We start from the raw sequence: 17,680 nt of genomic DNA, 5'->3' as shown, positions 1-17,680 counted from the left end.
GGAAAGGCATAGCATTGACGGATCATTAAACCCTGCTAGAATCGCTTCGCATCCATTGCAGGTTTTGAAACTTTTTACCTTAGCCTCAGGTCTTTTCTCAGACGCTATGCGTCGCCTGCGCCGCACCTGCCCGGCGATTCATGGCTGTTGGTTGTCACTGCCGGCGTTTTCATGCGCCGGTTTTTCGCGTGGAAAGCCACCTGCGCACCAAGGGCATGTTGTTCGTGCCGCGCACTCCGGCCGCTGTTGCCGGATCGGCTTTCCAGACGGCGCATGCCGTTTCCCCGATGCCGCTTACGCCTTGCCAAGAGCGAGCGGTGTCTGATTTGCGCTTTCGAATGCCGGTTGATTGGTATTCATCAGCTTGAATCATGCAACATTGGGAGCATCGATGAACGCTTGGTTATCGTGGCGTCCGGACACTCGCGTCGCGCAAGGTTTGCGCACCGCGCTGCGTCGTGGAAGCCGTATGAGTCACTATCTTTTTAGCCTGGTCGGTTGCGCGGCCATCGTCACGGCGCTCGCGCTATGGCTCTTGCCGTCCTGGCGCACGACCTTTGCCGCACGGATCATGCCGTTCGTGTCCGCGGCGGTCCAAGCCGGTCCGGCGCGGCTTCTGGCCGGCCAGCCGCTTCCGCCGTTCTCGGCCGTGCATCGCCCGCCTGCTGATGCCGCGCCCATCAGCCTGGCCGCGAACCCGGACGTGTCGGCGGCGCCGCCGGCGCAAGTTCCGTCGCTCGGCGCGGCCGCGACCGATGACGACAGCACGCGCCAGCTGACCGGCGGCATCAGTCTCGCCGTGTCGCCCAACGGGCTCGATCCCCGCACGATGCCGTCCGTCAGCTTGCTGGCGAGCGCCATTCCCGCGCAACGTATCGTCGCCGATGCGCGCGACGACCGCGTGCTCGTCTCCACGCGCGAACAGAAGCTGGTTGCGAACTTCATCGCGCGGCGCTACCGCGTGGCCGAAGAGCCGGTAAGCGACCTCGTGCGCGCCGCGTTCGACACGGGCCGCGAAGTCGGTCTCGATCCGCTGCTGCTGCTGTCGGTCATGGCCATCGAATCGGGCTTTAATCCGTATGCGGAAAGCGGCGTCGGCGCGAAAGGGCTGATGCAGGTCATGTCGAAGGTCCATTCGGACAAGTTCGAGTACTTCGGCGGCTCGCACGCGGCGCTCGATCCGCTCGCGAACATCAAGGTCGGCGCGCTGGTGCTGAAGGACTGCATTGCGCGCGGCGGTTCCGTGGCGGGCGGTCTGCGCTACTACGTCGGTTCGACGTCGCAGGACGACGGCGGCTACGGCGCGAAGGTGCTGGCCGAGCGGGCGCGTCTGCGCGATGTCGCGCGTGGCCGCAACGTGCCGATCAACGCGCCGCAGGCGCCCGTCCAGGCCGCGCCGAAACAAGTGCTGGCGTCCGCCTCGGTGGATACGGCCAAGCGCGTCCACGTGACGATCGACGGCGCGAAGAAGGCCGACTCGCAAGACGAAAGCGATTCCGGCGATTCGAAGCATGGCGCTTCGGCCGAACTGGGCGCCTGATCGTCGGCGAACACAGTCAGACAAAACAAAAAGGGCACCACATGCGGGTGCCCTTTTTGTTTGTCGGCGAATGACGTTCAGCGGCTGAAAAAGTCCCCGAGCCGCGCGACGGCTTCTTCCAGCTTCGAGTACGCCGTTGCATACGAGAGCCGGATATATCGATCGGGCGCATGAAAGCCGAAATCCGCGCCCGGCACGAGGACCACGCCCGCGTCATGCAGCATGGAACGCGTGAGCCTTTCGCTGTCGCCGGCAGCGGGGTGCGGCACGCTTGTCGTATCGGCGTAGACGTAGAACGCGCCGTCCGGCACGACCGGCACGCCGAAGCCGAGCGAACGCAGCGCCGGCACGATGTAGTCGCGCCGGCGCTTGAACTCCAGCCGGCGCGCTTCGTAGATGGCGAGCGTCTCCGGCTCGAAGCAGGCGAGCGCCGCATGTTGCGCGAGCGCCGATGCGCAAATGAACAGATTCTGCGAGAGCTTCTCGACCGCGCCGATCATCGCGTGCGGCACGACGAGCCAGCCGAGCCGCCAGCCGGTCATGTTGAAGTACTTCGAGAAGCTGTTGACCGTCACCACGTCGTCGCCGAACGAGAGCGCCGACACGGGCTTCGCGTCGTAGCTCAAGCCCTGATAGATCTCGTCGACGATGGTGAAGCCGCCGCGCTCCCGCACCTTGCCGACGATCCGCCGCAACTCCTCCGGCTCGATGGACGTGCCGGTCGGGTTCGAAGGCGACGCGAGCAGCACGCCGCGCGTCGCGCTCGTCCAGTGCGCTTCGACCTGTTCGGCGGTGAGCTGGAAGCGCTCGGCCGGGCCGCTCGCGATCAGCACCGGCTTGCCGTCCGCCGCCGACACGAAGTGCCGGTTGCACGGATAGCACGGATCGGGCATCAACACTTCGTCGCCGTTGTCGACGAGCGCCATGCACGCGAGCAAGAGCGCGGCGGACGCGCCCGCCGTCACCACGATGCGCGCGGGATCGACGGTCAAGCCGAACGCGTCGCGGTAATGCGCGGCGATCGCCTCGCGCAGCGCGGTGACGCCCAGCGCATTCGTGTACTGCGTGACCCCGCGGGCCAGCGCGTCTGCGGCGGCGCGCGTGACCGGCGCGGGCGCGGTGAAGTCCGGCTCGCCGATTCCCATGTGGATGATGTCGCGTCCGGCGCGCTCCAGCGCCTGGGCGTCCTTCATCAACTCCATCACGTAGAACGGCTCGATGGCGTCGACGCGGGAGGCGAGCCGCATGAGCGGCTCCGAAGCGGTATTCATGCCGTCGATCCCATATCCCGTTAGCCGCGTCCGCGCGCCTGCGCTTCGGCGGGACGCATCGCGACGGCGAGCTTGTCGAGCACGCCGTTCACGTACTTGTAGCCGTCCGAGCCGCCGAAGGTCTTCGTTAGTTCCACTGCCTCGTTGATGACCACGCGATACGGAATGTCGATGTGATGCTTGAATTCGAACGCGGCCACGAGCAGCACTGCGCGCTCGACCGGCGACAACTGGTCGATCGGACGGTCGAGGCACGGTTGCAGTTCGGCGGAAAGCGCATCCGCTTCCTTGATCACGCCGTGCAGGATCGCGTCCAGATGTTCGCGGTCGGCCTTGTCGAAACCCTGCGCGTTGCGCAACTGCGCGTCGATCTCGCCGCCGGGCGCGCCCGACAGCAGCCATTGGTAAAGCCCTTGCGTCGCGAGTTCACGCGAGCGGCGTCGTGCGCTCTTCATGCGCGGTCCTCGTCTTCGTCTTCGTCATCTTCTTCGTCGCCGCCGAGTTGCTCCAGCGCCACCGACAGGTTAGCCATCTCGACTGCCACGCGCGCGGCGTCGCGGCCTTTTTCCGTCATGCGTGCGACGGCTTGTTCGTCGTTTTCGGTCGTGAGCACGGCATTCGCCACCGGAATGCCGAAATCGAGCGCGATGCGCGAAATGCCCGAGCCGCTTTCGTTCGACACGAGTTCGAAGTGGTACGTCTCGCCGCGCACGACCGCGCCGAGCGCGATCAGGGCGTCGAACTGGCCGGATTCGGCGAGCTTTTGCAGCGCGAGCGGAATTTCGAGCGCGCCCGGCACGGTCACGAGCAGCACGTCCTCGCCGATCACGCCGAGGCGCTCCAGCTCCTCGATGCATGCATCCGCGAGGCCGTTGCACACCGGTTCGTTGAAGCGCGACTGCACGATGCCGATGCGCAGGCCGTCACCGTCGAGGTTCGGCTGGTATTGTCCGATTTCCATGTAGAGGTCCGTTGGTTTGGAATAAGTTGGATGCGCTCAGGCCGAACGCAGATGCGCGACGGTGCCGTCGGTTGCGCTCGCCGCCGTCGCGGGGCAGCCGGGCATCGGAATGAAGCCGGTCACTTCGAGCCCGTAGCCCGACATGCTGCCCAGGCGCCGCGGATTGGCGAGCACCTGCATCTTGCCGACGCCGAGATCGCGAAGAATCTGCGCGCCGATGCCGTAGGTCTTGAAGTCGATCGGGCGGCGCTGCGGCTTGGCGGTCTTGTCGCTTTCGTCGAGCGCGCGGAACGTGTCGACCAGATGCTCGCGGCTGTCGCCGCAATTGAGCATGACGATGGCGCCGAGATCGCGCGCGGCGATCTCCTTCATGGCGGCGTCGATGGTCCAGGAGTGCGTCGATGCGTCGATTTCAAGCAGGTCCAGCACCGACAGCGGTTCGTGCACGCGCACGGGCGTCTCGCGATCCGGCGACGGCGTGCCGCGCACGAGCGCGATATGCGGCGAGCCGGTCGGTTCGTCGCGATACAGCACCGCGCGGAACGTGCCGTGCGCGGTCTGCATGGTGCGCTCGCTGACCTTTTCGATGATGGATTCCGTGCGGCTGCGATAGTGGATCAGGTCCGCGATCGTGCCGATCTTGATGCCGTGCTGCTCGCCGAATTCGATGAGATCGGGCAGGCGCGCCATTTCGCCGTCGTCGCGGATCACTTCGCAGATAACGGCGGCGGGCGTGAGGCCCGCGAGCGCGGCGAGGTCGCAGCCGGCTTCCGTGTGGCCCGCGCGCACGAGCACGCCCCCCGGTTGCGCCATGATCGGGAACACGTGGCCCGGCTGAACGATGTCTTCGGCGCGCGCATTCGCGGCGACCGCCGTGGCGATGGTGCGCGAGCGGTCGGCGGCGGAAATGCCGGTGGTCACGCCCTCGGCGGCTTCGATGCTGACGGTGAACGCCGTGCCGTATTGCGTGCCGTTGCGCTGGGTCATGAGCGGCAGGTTGAGCAGCTTGCAGCGTTCCTGCGTGAGCGTGAGGCAGATCAGGCCGCGGCCGTAGCGCGCCATGAAGTTGATGGCTTCGGGCGTGATGAAGTCGGCGGCGACGATCAGGTCGCCTTCGTTCTCGCGATCTTCTTCGTCGACGAGGATCACCATGCGGCCGGCCTTGAGCTCGGCGATGATTTCTGGAGTGGAAGCGATCGACATGGTGGCGTTCCCGACAGGGCTGATTGGCAAAGGCCTGTATTTTACGCCACGGCCGATGGACAGTCGCCGGGAATACGCGTGAGGGCGCGGGGCGGCGTATGGTCTGGCTAGCAACGCAATTGAGCGCTGCTTTCGCCAGGGTTGCGCGCAGGGCGGTGAAAGGCTGCTGCAGGCGCCGGCGCGGCGCCGGAGCGCGACAACTCGCAAGGCTTGCGATTCAGCGACGTGTGCGTGCTCCGTCGCAAACCGTTGTTTGTACGCCGGTGCCGAACGGAGTCGGTCGTCGCATGCCGCGTGTTAGCCGTCTCGATGTGGGGATTCATGCGGGTTGTAATCCACATGCGGCAGCAGTCTGCGATCGCCAAAAAATGGTGCGGCCTGCAGACTACGCGCCTTGCGCGGGCGACGCCGCCGACATCATCCGCTCCACATACCGCGCGATGAGATCGATCTCAAGATTCACCTTCGCGCCCGCACGAAGCGCCTTGAGCGTCGTCACTTCGACCGTATGCGGAATGAGATTGATGGAGAACTCGCAGCCGTCCGGGCGATCCTCCACGGCGTTCACCGTGAGACTCACGCCGTTCACCGTCACCGAGCCCTTGTAAGCCAGATACTTGCCGATGTCCTTCGGCGCGACGATGCGCAATTCATGCGATTCGCCCACGCGCTCGAAGCGCGACACCGTGCCGAGCCCATCGACATGGCCGGAAACCAGATGCCCGCCCAGCCGGTCGTGCGCGCGCAGGGCCTTTTCCAGATTGACTTCCGCGCCGGCATCGCCCAGGCCGGCGGTCTTGTTCAGGCTTTCGCGGGAGACGTCCACATCGAAGGCGTCCGGCGACTTCTCGATCACCGTCATGCACGCGCCCTGAATCGCGATGCTGTCGCCCAGTTCGACGTCCGCGAGATCGAGTCCGCCCGCCGCCACTCTGAGACGCACGCCAGCTTCCGGCTCGGCGCCGAGCGGCGTGACTTTTTCGATGCGGCCGACCGCCGTGACGATTCCTGTAAACATGAAGCGCGTTCCTTTGTATCGAAGCGTGTTTAGAGCAACGGGCCGGCGACGTGCGCATCGGCGAAGCGCGCCAGAATGCGCAGATCGTCGCCGAGCCGGTCGATGCGATGAAACTTGAGATGCGGCCGCGCGTCGAGCGTGGCGGGCGGCGCGAAGTCGAACATGCCGGGCGCGCTGCCGAGCAGACTCGGCGCGAGGTAGACCAGCAGTTCATCGACGCAGCCTTCGCGCAGCAGCGAGCCGTTCAGCTTGTGGCCCGCCTCGACGTGCAACTCGTTGATGCCGCGGTCCGCAAGCGCGGTAAGCATGGCGGGAAGATCCACTTTGCCGTGTTCGTTCGACAACTCGACGAGTTCAGCGCCCTTTTCGCGCAGCATGTCGGCGCGCTGCTCGTCGGCACTCGCGGAATGGAAGATCCACGGCGGCGCGCCGTCGAGAATGCGCGCGTCCAGCGGCACGTCCAGCCGGCTGTCGATCAGAACGCGCTGCGGCTGGCGCGGCGTATCGACCGCGCGCACGGTGAGTTGCGGATCGTCCTCGCGCACGGTGCCGATGCCCGTCAGGATCGCGCAGGCGCGGGCGCGCCACGCGTGACCGTCGGCGCGCGCGTCTTCGCCGGTGATCCACTGGCTTTCGCCCGAGGGCAGGCCCGTGCGTCCGTCGAGCGTCGCCGCCACTTTCATGCGCACCCACGGGCGACGCCGCGTCATGCGCGAGACGAAGCCGATGTTCATCTCGTGCGCTTCGTTCGCGAGCAGCCCGCAGCGCACGTCGATGCCCGCGTCGCGCAACATCGCGAGGCCACGGCCGGACACGGTCGGATTCGGGTCTTCCATCGCCGCGATGACTTTCTCGACGCGCGCGTCGATCAGCGCATGCGCGCAGGGCGGCGTGCGCCCGAAGTGGCTGCACGGTTCGAGCGTCACGTAGGCGGTCGCGCCGCGCGGGTCCTTGCCGCGCGAGCGGGCGTCTTTCAGCGCGCGCACTTCGGCGTGGTCCTGACCGGCCGGCTGCGTGAAGCCCATGCCGATCACTTCGCCGTTCTTGACGAGCACGCAGCCGACGCGCGGATTCGGCGTCGTCGTGTACATGCCGCGCGAGGCGAGCGCGAGCGCGCGCTCCATGTAGGTGAAATCGGTTTGCGAGAACATCGCGGCGGCCCGTTGCGCGGCGCGGCCTTAAACTGCGAGCGACGCGAACGCGCCGCGCGCAGCGTCGAGGGTCGCGTCGAGCACGGCGTCGTCGTGGGCGCTGGAGACGAACCCCGCTTCGAACGCGGACGGCGCGAAGTACACGCCGGCATCGAGCATCGCGTGGAAGAACGTGTTGAAGCGTTTCGTGTCGCCTTGCTGGATCTGCGCGAAGCTGCCCGGCACGGTCTCCATGAAGTAGAGGCCGAACATGCCGCCGATCGAATCGGCGCAGAAGGGCACTTTCGCTTCGCGCGCGGCAGAGGTGAGGCCGTCGACCAGCTTGCGCGTCTTCTTCGCGAGGTCGTCGTAAAAGCCTTCGCGCTGGATGATCTGCAGCGTCTTCAGGCCCGCCGCGACGGCGATGGGATTGCCGGACAACGTGCCCGCCTGATAGACGCCGCCGAGCGGCGCGAGATGCGCCATGATGTCGCGTCGCCCGCCGAACGCCGCCGCCGGCATGCCGCCGCCGATGACCTTGCCGAGGCACGTGAGGTCCGGCTTGATGCCGTAGACCTGCTGCGCGCCGCCGAGCGCGACGCGAAAACCGCACATCACTTCGTCGAAAATCAGCACCGAGCCATACTCGTTGCAGCGATCACGCAGCGCGTTGAGGAACTCCGGCGTCGCGCGCACGAGGTTCATGTTGCCCGCGACCGGCTCCACGATCACCGACGCGATTTCCGCGCCGAACGCCGCGAACGCTTCGTTGAGCTGCTCGACATTGTTGTATTCGAGCACCGTCGTGTGCTTGGCGATATCCGCTGGCACGCCCGCCGATGTCGGATTGCCGAAAGTCAGGAGACCCGAACCCGCTTTCACGAGCAGGCTGTCCGCGTGGCCGTGATAGCAGCCCTCGAACTTCACGATGCGGCTGCGGTTCGTGAAGCCGCGCGCGAGACGCAGCGCGCTCATCGTCGCTTCCGTGCCGGAGGACACCATGCGCACCTGTTCGATCGACGGCACGAGCTTGCAGATTTCCTCCGCGATCTCGATTTCCGCTTCCGTCGGCGCGCCGAACGAGAAGCCGTCGGCGAGCACGCGCTGCACCGCTTCGAGCACTTCCGGGTGCACGTGGCCGACGATCATCGGTCCCCACGAGCCGATGTAGTCGATATAGCGTTTGCCTTCGGCATCCCAGAAGTACGGGCCTTGCGCGCGCTCGATGAAGCGGGGCGTGCCGCCGACCGAGCGAAACGCCCGCACCGGCGAATTCACGCCGCCGGGGATGGTTCGCTGAGCGCGTTCGAAAAGGGCTTGGTTCTTGGACATGGAGAAGGCCTGCGCTGAAAGTGGATGCGAGACGTGCGACCGGCGCGCTGAAAGCACGTTGAGCAAGGGCGTCCGGTGCGACAAATGTTGCTCAAATTGTACCGGACTCGTTGGCGGGAGGCCGGTTACGGCTGACGCGCCCGCGACGGCTTACGCGGCGGCGGGTCGTCGGCTGCACGAGCCTCGCGCGCGGCGCGGGCGCTGGCTTTGGAGGGCGTCGCGCGCACGGGAAAAGCGGTCGCGGCGGGAGGACGTCCGCGCCGGCCAGTGCGCTCCGTCCACAGCTTTTCCAGCGTGCCCTCGGCCATCGGCTTGATGAGCGTGCCGGAACTTTGCGCATCCCACGTCTGCACGGAAAGCGGATGCGCGCGCAACTCGTCGCGTGTGACGACGACATGCTCGTGTGCATCGACGAGCCAGTCATACACGAAGTCGATGCATAACCGATAGCCGCGCTTCGACTGCGGATCGGGCACTTCGTACGGCGCGCGCGTCACGTAGCCCGAGGCGAACACGCCTTTCGGCTCCTGCGCCACGCGATGCACGAAGACGCGATCGCCCGGCATGAGGCCGCGCGCGGTGCCGCAGCCCCAGACGTCGGCGACGGCTTCGCCTGCAGCCACGCGGCGCGCAATGTCGGGCAGTTCGGGCCACGGCCACTTCTTCGGGCTCCAGATCAGCAGGAAGGCGGTCATCGTGAAGGGCAAGGCGCGAAGGGCAGAAGCGGTGAGCTTAGCGTACCGGGCCGAATCAGGGCGTCGCGTACAATGGGCGCTCGCTTCGAAGGCTGCGCCGTGGCAGCGAACTAGCACAGTCCGCGAAGCGCCCGTCCTCTTCCTTGCACACTCGATGTCAGACACCACCCGCCGCCGGCCCGATGGCCGGCTGATCCTGTTGCTCGGCGCGCTTGCCGCATGCGGTCCGCTGTCCATCGACATGTATCTGCCGAGCCTGCCGTCGCTTGCCGCCGCGTTCGGCGCGAGTCCCGCCGCCGCGCAGGGCACGCTCACGAGCTTCATGTTCGGCTTCTCGTTCGGCATGCTGCTCTACGGTCCACTATCCGACGCCTACGGCAGACGGCCGATTCTGCTCGGCGGCATCGCGCTGTACGCGCTCGCGAGCGTAGGCTGCGCGACGGCGTTTTCCATCGACGCGCTCGTCCTCGTGCGCTTCCTGCAGGCGCTCGGCGCGGGCGCGGCCTCGGTGCTGGCGCGCGCCATCGCCCGCGACGCCCACGCTCCGGCCGATGCCGCCCGCGTCCTCTCGATGCTCTCCATCGTCACGTCCATCGGACCGCTGCTCGCGCCCTTGATCGGCGGGCAATTGCTGCTGCTCGGCGGCTGGCGGGTCGTGTTCGTGGCGCTCACGCTCTTCGGCACGCTGTGCGCACTGGCTGCGTTCCTGCGCGTGCCGGAAACGTGGCCGAAGGAAAAGCGCGCGGGCGCGGCGCTCGGCAATTCGTTCGCGGCCTACGGTCATTTGCTGACCGATTCGGTCACCTGGGGTCATGTGCTCTGCGGCGGCATGGCGTTCGCGTCGATGTTCGCGTATATCACCGCGACGCCCTTCGTCTACATCGACTATTTTCACGTGAAGCCGCAGCACTACGGGCTCCTGTTCGGACTCAACATCGTCGGGATCATCGGCGGCAACGTGCTCAATACGAAGCTCGTCGGGCGCGTGGGCGCAATGAAGATGATCTCCGGCGCGGCGTTCGTGAGCGTCGTGGCGGCCATCGCGGTGGCGCTCGTCTCGCTGACGGGCTGGGGCGGCTTGTGGTCGATCGTCGCTGGCTTGTTCTTCGTGGTCGGCGTGGTCGGGCTGCTGTCGGCCAATTGCACGACCGAACTCATGCACCGTTATCCGCGCAACGCGGGTGCGGCGGCCGCCGTGTTCGGCGCCATGCAACTCGCGCTGGGCGCGCTCGCGAGTCTCGCGGTCGGCCTTTTTCACGATGTCTCGCCGCACGGCATGGGTATGGTGATCGGCGTGTGCGGCGTCCTCACGTTCGCCGGGCGCACGCTGGTAATGCGCTCGCACGCCGCGCCGGTGCGGGTCTGAGGCGGGCAGCCGCCGCGCGCGAGCAAAAAAAAAACCTCGCACGGCGGCGAGGTTCAACCTGGTCAGAGGTGTTTCCAGCTCGACTCACGCTGGCCCTGGGTCAGAAGGCAGTGCGGTCGAGCCGTCTTTCGTGGGCAGTATTCGTCCGGGTCAAAGGTGAATACTCGCTCGGTTCGGTTTTGGCGATAGGCGTCTCCTCCTGTCGGGAATCGCGGGCCTGGGTCAAAGGTGTTCCCGAGCGATTCGTTTCGGTCGAAATGTCAGTCAAACCATTCCCGTTGCCTCGAACCTTCTGTCGAGGAAGGCGTATCGCCGAATCAACAAGGAATGGTTGCACTATAGGATCGCCGTAAGCTCCCCTATATCGAACGAATTCGAATCGTAAGAGAGCGACGCTTTTTCACCGAAACGCGCTGTTTCGCTGTATCTCATCCCTGATGCGGCGGCAGCGGTCCGACCATCGACGCGAGAAACGTGAACGCCGCCGCTTCGGCCTGCGCGACCGCTTCGGGCTCGACGCCCGCGCCGTGGCCGCCTTCGCCCGTTTCCTGATACCAGACGTCCGCGTGGCCTTGCGCCTGCATTTTCGCGACCATCTTGCGCGCGTGGCCGGGATGCACGCGGTCGTCGCTCGTCGAAGACGTGAAGAGCGCCGGCGGATACGCGGCGTCCGCCTTCACGTTCTGATAAGGCGAGTACGCCATCAGATGACGCAAGTCGGCGGCGTCGTCCGGATCGCCGTATTCGTCGATCCACGAAGCGCCCTGCAAGAGCGTATGAAACCGCGCCATGTCGGCAAGCGGCACCTCCGACAGCACTGCGCCGAAGCACTCGGGCCGCTGCACCATGCACACGGCGGTGAGCAGGCCGCCGTTGCTCGCGCCGCGAATCGCGAGTTGCTTTGCCGTCGTGACGCCGCCTTCGACGAGCGCCTGCGCGACCGCGACGAAATCGTCGAAGGAGACTTGCCGGTTCTCCCGCAGCGCCGCCTGATGCCATTGCGGGCCGAACTCGCCGCCGCCGCGAATGTTCGCCACCGCGTACAGACCGCCGCGTTCCAGCCACGCGATGCCGGTCGTCGCGTCGTAATGCGGGTCGAGCGCGACTTCGAAGCCGCCGTAGCCGTAGAGCAGGCACGGGCGCGCTTGCTGCGGCGCTTGCGCATCGACGCCGCGGCCGATCAGCCAGTACGGAATGCGCTCGCCGTCCGGCGCGATGGCATGGCGGCGCACGGCGGCGAGGCCTGTGGCGTCGAATCGTGCGGGCAGACGCGCAAGCAGGGTCCACGGCGCGTCGCTCGCGAGATCGGCGTGATAGAGCGACGGCGGCGTCAGAAAGTGTTCGACGTGAATCAGCACCGTGTCGTCGCGCTCGCTGTCGATGGAATCGACATAGCTCTGGCTCGCCTCCGGCAACGCGAATTCGCGCGATTCCCACGCGCCGTCTTCATTGGCGGGCGGACGCCAGAGGGTGACGCGCGGCGTGCCGTCGTCCATTTGCGAAACGATCAGCCATTGCTTCGTGAAGTCGATGCCCGCCAGCACGCGCCGCTCGCCCGGTGTGAAGAGTGCGGTGAAATGACGCGAGCCGGCAAGGAACGCGTCGCGCCGGATCACGGTCAGCGCGCCTGCCGCGTGACGCCGGCCACCCACGTTCCATTGCTTGCGCGGCGTGACGAAGAGCCAGCCGTTCCAGTGCTCGATTTCCACGTGCTGAGGCAGGTCGTACTGACGCCATTCGTTCGTGGTTTCGTCGAGCCAGAAGTGCAGCGTGTCGTAAAACGTGACCGCGCGCGAAGCCAGATGCAGCTTTTCGAGCGGATCGTAGTCCGCGCCCGCCGATACGTCGCGGCGCGCGCCTTCGAACACGACGGGCGCATCCGCGAGCGGTGTGCCGCGCTTCCAGCGCCGCGCCTGACGCGGAAAGCCCGAGGTCGTCAGCGCGGGCCGATCGCTCGTCTTGCTGTCGTCCCAGCCGACGTACACGGTATCGCGGTCGATCCACGACATGTCGTGCTTGCCCACGTCCGGCAGCGCGAAGCCGTCGTCGATGAAGCGACGTTGCTCGATATCGAACTCGCGCACGATGCACGCATCCGATCCGCCCGGCGACAGCGAGACCAGCGCGCGGTCGTAGCCGGGGTAGAGCATGTCGAAGTCGGCGAGCGCCCAGCGCGTATCGTCGCGGTTCGTGTTGAGGTCGAGGGCGTCCACATCGAGCACGATCTCCCACTCGGGCGTACCGGCGAGCCACGCGCTCCACGGCGTGCGGCGCACGATGCCGAGCGGATGCGCGTCGTCCTGCCACGTGTTGTAGGCCCAGTCGCCATAGCGCGAGCACGTGACGATGCGATCCTGCGACGTGTACGCCTTCGCGAGCCGCGCGGCGAGCGCGCGCGCGTCGGGCGTGTTGCCGAATGCGGCTTCGGTGCGGCGATTCTGCGCATCGACCCAGGTTTGCACGCGGGCGTCGTCGAGTGATTCGAGGCCGATGAAGGGATCAGGGTTGTCGGCTTGCGGCCAGAGGAGCGAGGGGTGGTCGGAGAGAAGGGACATGGCGCGGCGCAATTCCAAAGCGAAACGCTGATTGTGCCGCATCGGCGCGGTCGCGCCATCAAAGAAAAAGCCGCGCACGAGGCGCGGCTTGGAAGCACATGAGCGACGACGGCGCTTACGCCAGCCGCTCTTCCGTCTTCGGATCGAACAGCACTGCCTTCGACACATCGAACAACAGCGTCATGTTCGACAACGGCTGCGGATTGCTCGCCGGGTGCACGCGCGACACGATGCGCTTGCCGTTCACCTGCGCGAACACGAGCGTGTCCGGGCCGGTCGGCTCGATTACGTCGACGCGCACTTCCATCGGCTGCAGGCTCGCGTCTTCGACGTTGTGCGCGCTGCGAGCGTCCGTGATGCGCTCCGGGCGCAGGCCGAGCACGACGTCCTGACCGACCTTGCCGCGCAGCTTCGCGGCATCGAACGGCAGCTTCAGCACGTTACGCGCGACGCCCGTGTCCAGTTGCAGGCCGACGCCCGCGCCGGCCTCGACCAGCTTGCCGCTGATGAAGTTCATCGGCGGCGCGCCGATGAAGCCCGCGACGAAGAGGTTCGACGGCGAATCGTAGATTTCCTGCGGCGCGCCGAACTGCTGCACGATGCCGTCTTTCATCACCGCGATGCGGTCGCCGAGCGTCATGGCTTCGATCTGATCGTGCGTCACGTAGACGATGGTCGTGCCGAGGCGCTGATGCAGCAGCTTGATCTCCGAGCGCATCTCGATACGCAGCTTGGCGTCGAGGTTCGAGAGCGGTTCGTCGAAGAGGAACATGACCGGATCACGCGCGAGCGCGCGGCCCATGGCGACACGCTGACGCTGACCGCCCGACAGCTGCCCCGGCTTGCGGTCGAGCAGATGGCCGATCTGCAGCGTCTCCGACACGCGATCGACGATCTTCTTCTGTTCGTCCTTCGGCACCTTGCGGATGTTGAGGCCGAACGAGATGTTGTCGCGCACGCTCATGGAAGGGTAGAGCGCGTAGGACTGGAACACCATCGCGATATCGCGGTCCTTCGGCGAGAGGTTGTTGACCGTCTTGCCGTCGATCTGGATGTCGCCCTTGGTGACGGTCTCCAGCCCCGCGATCATGTTGAGCAGCGTGGACTTGCCGCAGCCCGAGCCGCCGACGAGGATCAGGAACTGTCCGTCCTCGATGTCGATGTTGACGCCCTTGAGAACCGGCACCCCGTTCGGGTAGGTCTTGTACACGTCACGGATGGAAAGGCTTGCCATGCTTGAATCCTCTATGTTGTCTCTTCAGCGGGAAGCGCGTCTAAAGTGCGCTCAACCCTTCACCGCGCCCGCCGTGAGGCCGCGCACGAAGTAACGTCCTGCGATCATGTAGACGAGAATCGTCGGCAAGGCCGCGATGATCGCGCCCGCCATGTCCACGTTGTATTCCTTCACACCCGTCGACGTATTGACGAGGTTGTTCAGCGCCACTGTGATCGGCATGGAATCCACGCCCGAGAACACGATACCGAACAGGAAGTCGTTCCAGATTTGCGTGAACTGCCAGATCAGGCAGACCATGAAGATCGGCAGCGACACGGGCAAGAGAATCTTCGTGAAGATCGTGAAGAAGCCCGCGCCGTCGATGCGCGCCGCCTTCACGAGTTCGGCCGGAATGCTCACGTAGAAGTTGCGGAAGAACATGGTCGTGAACGCGATGCCGTAGATCACGTGCACGAGCACGAGGCCGCTCGTCGTGTTCGACAGTCCGAGGAAGCCTTGCAGCCGCGCCATCGGCAGGAGAATCGCCTGAAACGGGATGAAACAGCCGACGAGCAGCATGGTGAAGAACGCGTCCGCGCCGCGGAAGCGCCAGTGCGTGAGCACATAGCCGTTGAACGCGCCGACGATCGACGAGATCAGCACGGCCGGAATCACCATGCGCACCGAGTTCATGAAGAACGGCTCCATGCCGTCGCAGCGCACGCCGGTACACGCTTCCTGCCACGCCTTGACCCACGGCGCGAGCGTGAAGTGCGTGGGCGGCGTAAGCAGATTGCCGGTGCGAAGCTGGTCCAGATCCTTGAACGACGTGGACAGCATCACGTAGATCGGGAACAGGAAGTAGAGCGCGAAAAGGATCAGCACCGCGTAAATGACGGCGCGGCTGATCGTCATCTTAGGCTGCATTGCGGGTGCTCCTCGATTCCAGATACATGAGCGGCACGAGAACCGCGACGACCGTGGCGAGCATCATCATCGACGAAGCGGCGCCGACGCCCAGTTGTCCCCGGTTGAACGAGAACGTGTACATGAAGATGGCCGGCAGCGACGACGACGTGCCCGGTCCGCCCGCCGTCAACGCGACGACGAGGTCGAAGGTCTTGATCGTGATGTGGCAGAGAATCAAGAGCACGGAGAAGAACACCGGGCGCATGCTCGGAATCACGATCTTGCGGTAGATGGTCGGCAGCGTCGCGCCGTCCACTTGCGCGGCCTTGAAGATTTCGCCGTCCACGCCGCGCAGGCCGGCGAGGAAGAGCGCCATCACGAAGCCGCTCGATTGCCAGACCGCCGCGATCACGACGCAGAAGATCGCCTTGTCCGGGTCGCCGAGCCAGTTGAAGGTGAAACTCGTCCAGCCCCAGTCGTGGAACACCTTCTCGATGCCGAGGCTGGGGTTCAGAATCCATTGCCACGCGGTGCCGGTCACGATGAACGAAAGCGCCATCGGGTAGAGAAAGACCGCGCGCAGCGCGCCTTCGTTGCGGATTTTCTGGTCGAGCAGAATCGCGAGGAAGAGGCCGAGACCGACGCAAATGGCGATGAACGGAATGCCGAACCAGCCGAGGTTGGCGGCGGACGTCCACCAGACGTCGTTGGCGAAGAGTTGCCGGTATCGGTCGAAACCGGCGAACTCGTAGCGCGGCATCAGTCGCGATTCGGACAGCGACAGATACCCTGTGACGGCAATGAAGCCATACACGAACACGAGCGCGATCACGATGCTGGGAGCGAGCACCAGCTTGGGAATCCAGCGATCGGCAAGCGCCGCCGTAGGTGAAGCGCGGCGGGGCTGGTGCGGAGTTTTTTCCGCGGTACCGCTGAGGGAGGCAGTCACAACTCGACTCCTGGAAGATGCGCCGGCGCTTGGGTGCGCCTAGACGCGCTTGAATGACGCTGACTTGCGCGCGCGGTGCGAAGGTGTGCTTTAACCGGCTGACTTCGGCACGACCGGCGCTTGATACAACCGTTATGCGACGCTTCTATGGCTCGTTGACAGCCGGGCGGCGGGCGGCCGTGTTGCGCCGCCTGCCGCCCGTTACCCTGCTACGTCCTTACTTCGTCTTGGCGGCGTTCGCGAGCGCCTGCACCGCGCTCTTCGAATCCTGCGACGAATTCATGAACTTGGTCACGACGTCGGTCATGGCGCCCGCGACAGCGTCGCCCTGAGCCATGCCGTGCGCGAGCGACGGAACATAACCGCCCGATTTGATCGCCGTCTGTTCATCAGCGTAGGACTTCTTCGCGCAGTCGTCGAACTTGTCCATCTTCACGCCGAGACGCACCGGGATCGAGCCCTTGTTCAGGCTGAACTGTTCCTGGAAGTCCGGCGACATGATGGTCTTCGCGAGCGCGAGCTGGCCCGGCGTAGCCGTCTTCTGGCCCTTCTGCTGGAAGAACACGAACGAGTCGACGTTGAAGGTGTAGGCCTTTTCCGTGCCCGGCACCGCGGCGCAGACGTAGTCCGTGCCGGCCTTCTTGTTCGCGCCGGCGAATTCGCCCTTCGCCCAGTCGCCCATGAACTGCATGCCGGCCTTGCCGTTGATGACCATGGCCGTGGCGAGGTTCCAGTCGCGGCCGGTGCGGCCGCTATCGAAGTAACCCTGGATCTTGCGGACGGTGTCGAACACCGACACCATCTTGTCGGACGTCAGCGTCTTCTGGTCCAGATCGACGATGGCCTTCTTATAGAAGTCCGCGCCCTGCGACAGCACGACGTCTTCCCACAGCGTCAGGTCTTGCCACGGCTGGCCGCCCATCGCGATCGGCATGATGCCGGCGGCCTTCATCTTGTCGGCCACCTGGAAGAATTCGGCCCAGGTCGTCGGCACCTTGCCGCCTGCCTTGTCGAGCGCGGCCTTGTTGATGTACAGCCAGTTCACGCGGTGCACCGAGAACGGCGCTGCGACGTAGTGGCCGTCAGCATGGATGACCTTGTCGATTTCCGGCGGCAGATTCTTCTTCCAGTCGCCGGCGACAGAGTCGATCGGCACGAGCACGCCTTGCTCCGACCATTCCTGGATCAGCGGACCCTTGATCTGAGCCGCCGACGGCGCGTTGCCCGAGATCACCTGCGTCTTCAGTGCGGTCATGGCAGCCGCGCCCGCGCCGCCCGCAACCGCGAAGTCCTTCCACTGATAGCCCTGCTTGGTCATGTCGTCCTTGAGCACGCCGACCGCTTTCGATTCCCCGCCCGAGGTCCACCAGTGCAACACGGAAACAGCCTCGGCAGCCTGCACCGCCGACGCCGTCGCGCCGCACAGAAGACCTGCGGCGCAGAGCGCGCCCATGAGCTTACGGACTTTCATTGTTTATCTCCTCCAGCACCTGAACAAGTAACGAGTGGCCCCTGATGTCGCCAGGAAGCGTTGA

At 65.5% G+C, this 17,680-nt stretch carries 15 protein-coding genes; 2 read left to right on the top strand and 13 right to left on the bottom strand.

Annotated features, from left to right (window positions below; all coding sequences use genetic code 11):
* Positions 1–391 precede the first annotated feature (391 nt).
* On the top strand, positions 392–1,540 hold the full coding sequence (locus P9239_RS14235; protein ID WP_309751883.1) for a lytic transglycosylase domain-containing protein: 1,149 nt from the start codon (positions 392–394) through the stop codon (positions 1,538–1,540).
* A gap of 77 nt (positions 1,541–1,617) precedes the next feature.
* Here P9239_RS14235 and P9239_RS14230 read toward each other — a convergent pair whose 3' ends face one another.
* The 8 genes from P9239_RS14230 to P9239_RS14195 all read right to left on the bottom strand — a co-directional run bounded on the left by P9239_RS14230 (position 1,618) and on the right by P9239_RS14195 (position 9,150).
* Complete coding sequence (locus tag P9239_RS14230) at positions 1,618–2,811, bottom strand: pyridoxal phosphate-dependent aminotransferase (RefSeq protein WP_309751881.1); 1,194 nt, start codon at positions 2,809–2,811, stop codon at positions 1,618–1,620.
* Between the two features lie 20 nt (positions 2,812–2,831).
* The gene (gene nusB / locus P9239_RS14225) at positions 2,832–3,266 is read right to left on the bottom strand and encodes a transcription antitermination factor NusB (protein ID WP_309751880.1); all 435 of its coding nucleotides are present in this window, start codon (positions 3,264–3,266) and stop codon (positions 2,832–2,834) included.
* Complete coding sequence (gene ribH, locus P9239_RS14220; protein ID WP_175939795.1) at positions 3,263–3,772, bottom strand: 6,7-dimethyl-8-ribityllumazine synthase; 510 nt, start codon at positions 3,770–3,772, stop codon at positions 3,263–3,265. The genes nusB and ribH overlap by 4 nt, the downstream gene beginning before the upstream one ends.
* 36 nt (positions 3,773–3,808) lie before the next feature.
* A complete protein-coding gene (gene ribBA / locus P9239_RS14215) occupies positions 3,809–4,975 on the bottom strand; it encodes a bifunctional 3,4-dihydroxy-2-butanone-4-phosphate synthase/GTP cyclohydrolase II (protein WP_309751875.1) in 1,167 nt (388 codons plus the stop codon).
* A gap of 385 nt (positions 4,976–5,360) precedes the next feature.
* Positions 5,361–5,993 (bottom strand): riboflavin synthase, encoded by a 633-nt coding sequence (locus P9239_RS14210; RefSeq protein WP_309751873.1) that lies wholly within the window; start codon positions 5,991–5,993, stop codon positions 5,361–5,363.
* Between the two features lie 29 nt (positions 5,994–6,022).
* Positions 6,023–7,144: a bifunctional diaminohydroxyphosphoribosylaminopyrimidine deaminase/5-amino-6-(5-phosphoribosylamino)uracil reductase RibD gene (ribD, locus tag P9239_RS14205; RefSeq protein WP_309751871.1), complete on the bottom strand. Its 1,122-nt coding sequence runs from the start codon at positions 7,142–7,144 to the stop codon at positions 6,023–6,025.
* A 27-nt stretch (positions 7,145–7,171) separates the two neighbouring features.
* Positions 7,172–8,455, bottom strand: coding sequence for a glutamate-1-semialdehyde 2,1-aminomutase (gene hemL / locus P9239_RS14200; protein WP_309751869.1), 1,284 nt, complete (start codon positions 8,453–8,455; stop codon positions 7,172–7,174).
* A 125-nt stretch (positions 8,456–8,580) separates the two neighbouring features.
* Positions 8,581–9,150, bottom strand: a complete 570-nt coding sequence (locus P9239_RS14195) for a hypothetical protein (RefSeq protein ID WP_309751867.1) — start codon at positions 9,148–9,150, stop codon at positions 8,581–8,583.
* 154 nt (positions 9,151–9,304) lie between these two features.
* Here P9239_RS14195 and P9239_RS14190 point away from each other — a divergent pair, with 154 nt between their 5' ends.
* On the top strand, positions 9,305–10,516 hold the full coding sequence (locus P9239_RS14190) for a Bcr/CflA family multidrug efflux MFS transporter (protein WP_309751864.1): 1,212 nt from the start codon (positions 9,305–9,307) through the stop codon (positions 10,514–10,516).
* A gap of 428 nt (positions 10,517–10,944) precedes the next feature.
* On the opposite strand, the gene P9239_RS14185 is transcribed toward P9239_RS14190, so the two are convergent.
* The 5 genes from P9239_RS14185 to P9239_RS14165 form a co-directional block, all read right to left on the bottom strand.
* On the bottom strand, positions 10,945–13,071 hold the full coding sequence (locus P9239_RS14185; protein ID WP_309751862.1) for a prolyl oligopeptidase family serine peptidase: 2,127 nt from the start codon (positions 13,069–13,071) through the stop codon (positions 10,945–10,947).
* Between the two features lie 115 nt (positions 13,072–13,186).
* The gene (locus tag P9239_RS14180) at positions 13,187–14,305 is read right to left on the bottom strand and encodes a sn-glycerol-3-phosphate ABC transporter ATP-binding protein UgpC (protein WP_309751860.1); all 1,119 of its coding nucleotides are present in this window, start codon (positions 14,303–14,305) and stop codon (positions 13,187–13,189) included.
* A gap of 51 nt (positions 14,306–14,356) precedes the next feature.
* A complete protein-coding gene (locus P9239_RS14175; protein WP_175939804.1) occupies positions 14,357–15,214 on the bottom strand; it encodes a carbohydrate ABC transporter permease in 858 nt (285 codons plus the stop codon).
* On the bottom strand, positions 15,204–16,145 hold the full coding sequence (locus P9239_RS14170; protein ID WP_309751854.1) for a sugar ABC transporter permease: 942 nt from the start codon (positions 16,143–16,145) through the stop codon (positions 15,204–15,206). Before P9239_RS14170 ends, P9239_RS14175 begins: the two co-directional genes overlap by 11 nt.
* Before the next feature lie 217 nt (positions 16,146–16,362).
* Entirely contained in the window at positions 16,363–17,616 is a 1,254-nt protein-coding gene (locus P9239_RS14165; protein WP_309751852.1) for an ABC transporter substrate-binding protein, read from the bottom strand.
* Between the last annotated feature and the right edge of the window lie 64 nt (positions 17,617–17,680).

It is taken from the genome of Caballeronia sp. LZ062 (assembly GCF_031450785.1).
In the GTDB taxonomy this organism is placed as follows: Bacteria; Pseudomonadota; Gammaproteobacteria; order Burkholderiales; family Burkholderiaceae; genus Caballeronia.
This window is presented reverse-complemented; position numbering and strand designations above follow the sequence as displayed.

What these genes read in the sequence shown, in the direction of transcription:
- P9239_RS14235 (WP_309751883.1), top strand. Translation starts at nt 392, where the DNA reads ATGAACGCTTGGTTATCGTGGCGTCCGGACACTCGCGTCGCGCAAGGT.
- P9239_RS14230 (WP_309751881.1), bottom strand. Translation starts at nt 2,811, where the DNA reads ATGAATACCGCTTCGGAGCCGCTCATGCGGCTCGCCTCCCGCGTCGAC.
- nusB (WP_309751880.1), bottom strand. Translation starts at nt 3,266, where the DNA reads ATGAAGAGCGCACGACGCCGCTCGCGTGAACTCGCGACGCAAGGGCTT.
- ribH (WP_175939795.1), bottom strand. Translation starts at nt 3,772, where the DNA reads ATGGAAATCGGACAATACCAGCCGAACCTCGACGGTGACGGCCTGCGC.
- ribBA (WP_309751875.1), bottom strand. Translation starts at nt 4,975, where the DNA reads ATGTCGATCGCTTCCACTCCAGAAATCATCGCCGAGCTCAAGGCCGGC.
- P9239_RS14210 (WP_309751873.1), bottom strand. Translation starts at nt 5,993, where the DNA reads ATGTTTACAGGAATCGTCACGGCGGTCGGCCGCATCGAAAAAGTCACG.
- ribD (WP_309751871.1), bottom strand. Translation starts at nt 7,144, where the DNA reads ATGTTCTCGCAAACCGATTTCACCTACATGGAGCGCGCGCTCGCGCTC.
- hemL (WP_309751869.1), bottom strand. Translation starts at nt 8,455, where the DNA reads ATGTCCAAGAACCAAGCCCTTTTCGAACGCGCTCAGCGAACCATCCCC.
- P9239_RS14195 (WP_309751867.1), bottom strand. Translation starts at nt 9,150, where the DNA reads ATGACCGCCTTCCTGCTGATCTGGAGCCCGAAGAAGTGGCCGTGGCCC.
- P9239_RS14190 (WP_309751864.1), top strand. Translation starts at nt 9,305, where the DNA reads ATGTCAGACACCACCCGCCGCCGGCCCGATGGCCGGCTGATCCTGTTG.
- P9239_RS14185 (WP_309751862.1), bottom strand. Translation starts at nt 13,071, where the DNA reads ATGTCCCTTCTCTCCGACCACCCCTCGCTCCTCTGGCCGCAAGCCGAC.
- P9239_RS14180 (WP_309751860.1), bottom strand. Translation starts at nt 14,305, where the DNA reads ATGGCAAGCCTTTCCATCCGTGACGTGTACAAGACCTACCCGAACGGG.
- P9239_RS14175 (WP_175939804.1), bottom strand. Translation starts at nt 15,214, where the DNA reads ATGCAGCCTAAGATGACGATCAGCCGCGCCGTCATTTACGCGGTGCTG.
- P9239_RS14165 (WP_309751852.1), bottom strand. Translation starts at nt 17,616, where the DNA reads ATGAAAGTCCGTAAGCTCATGGGCGCGCTCTGCGCCGCAGGTCTTCTG.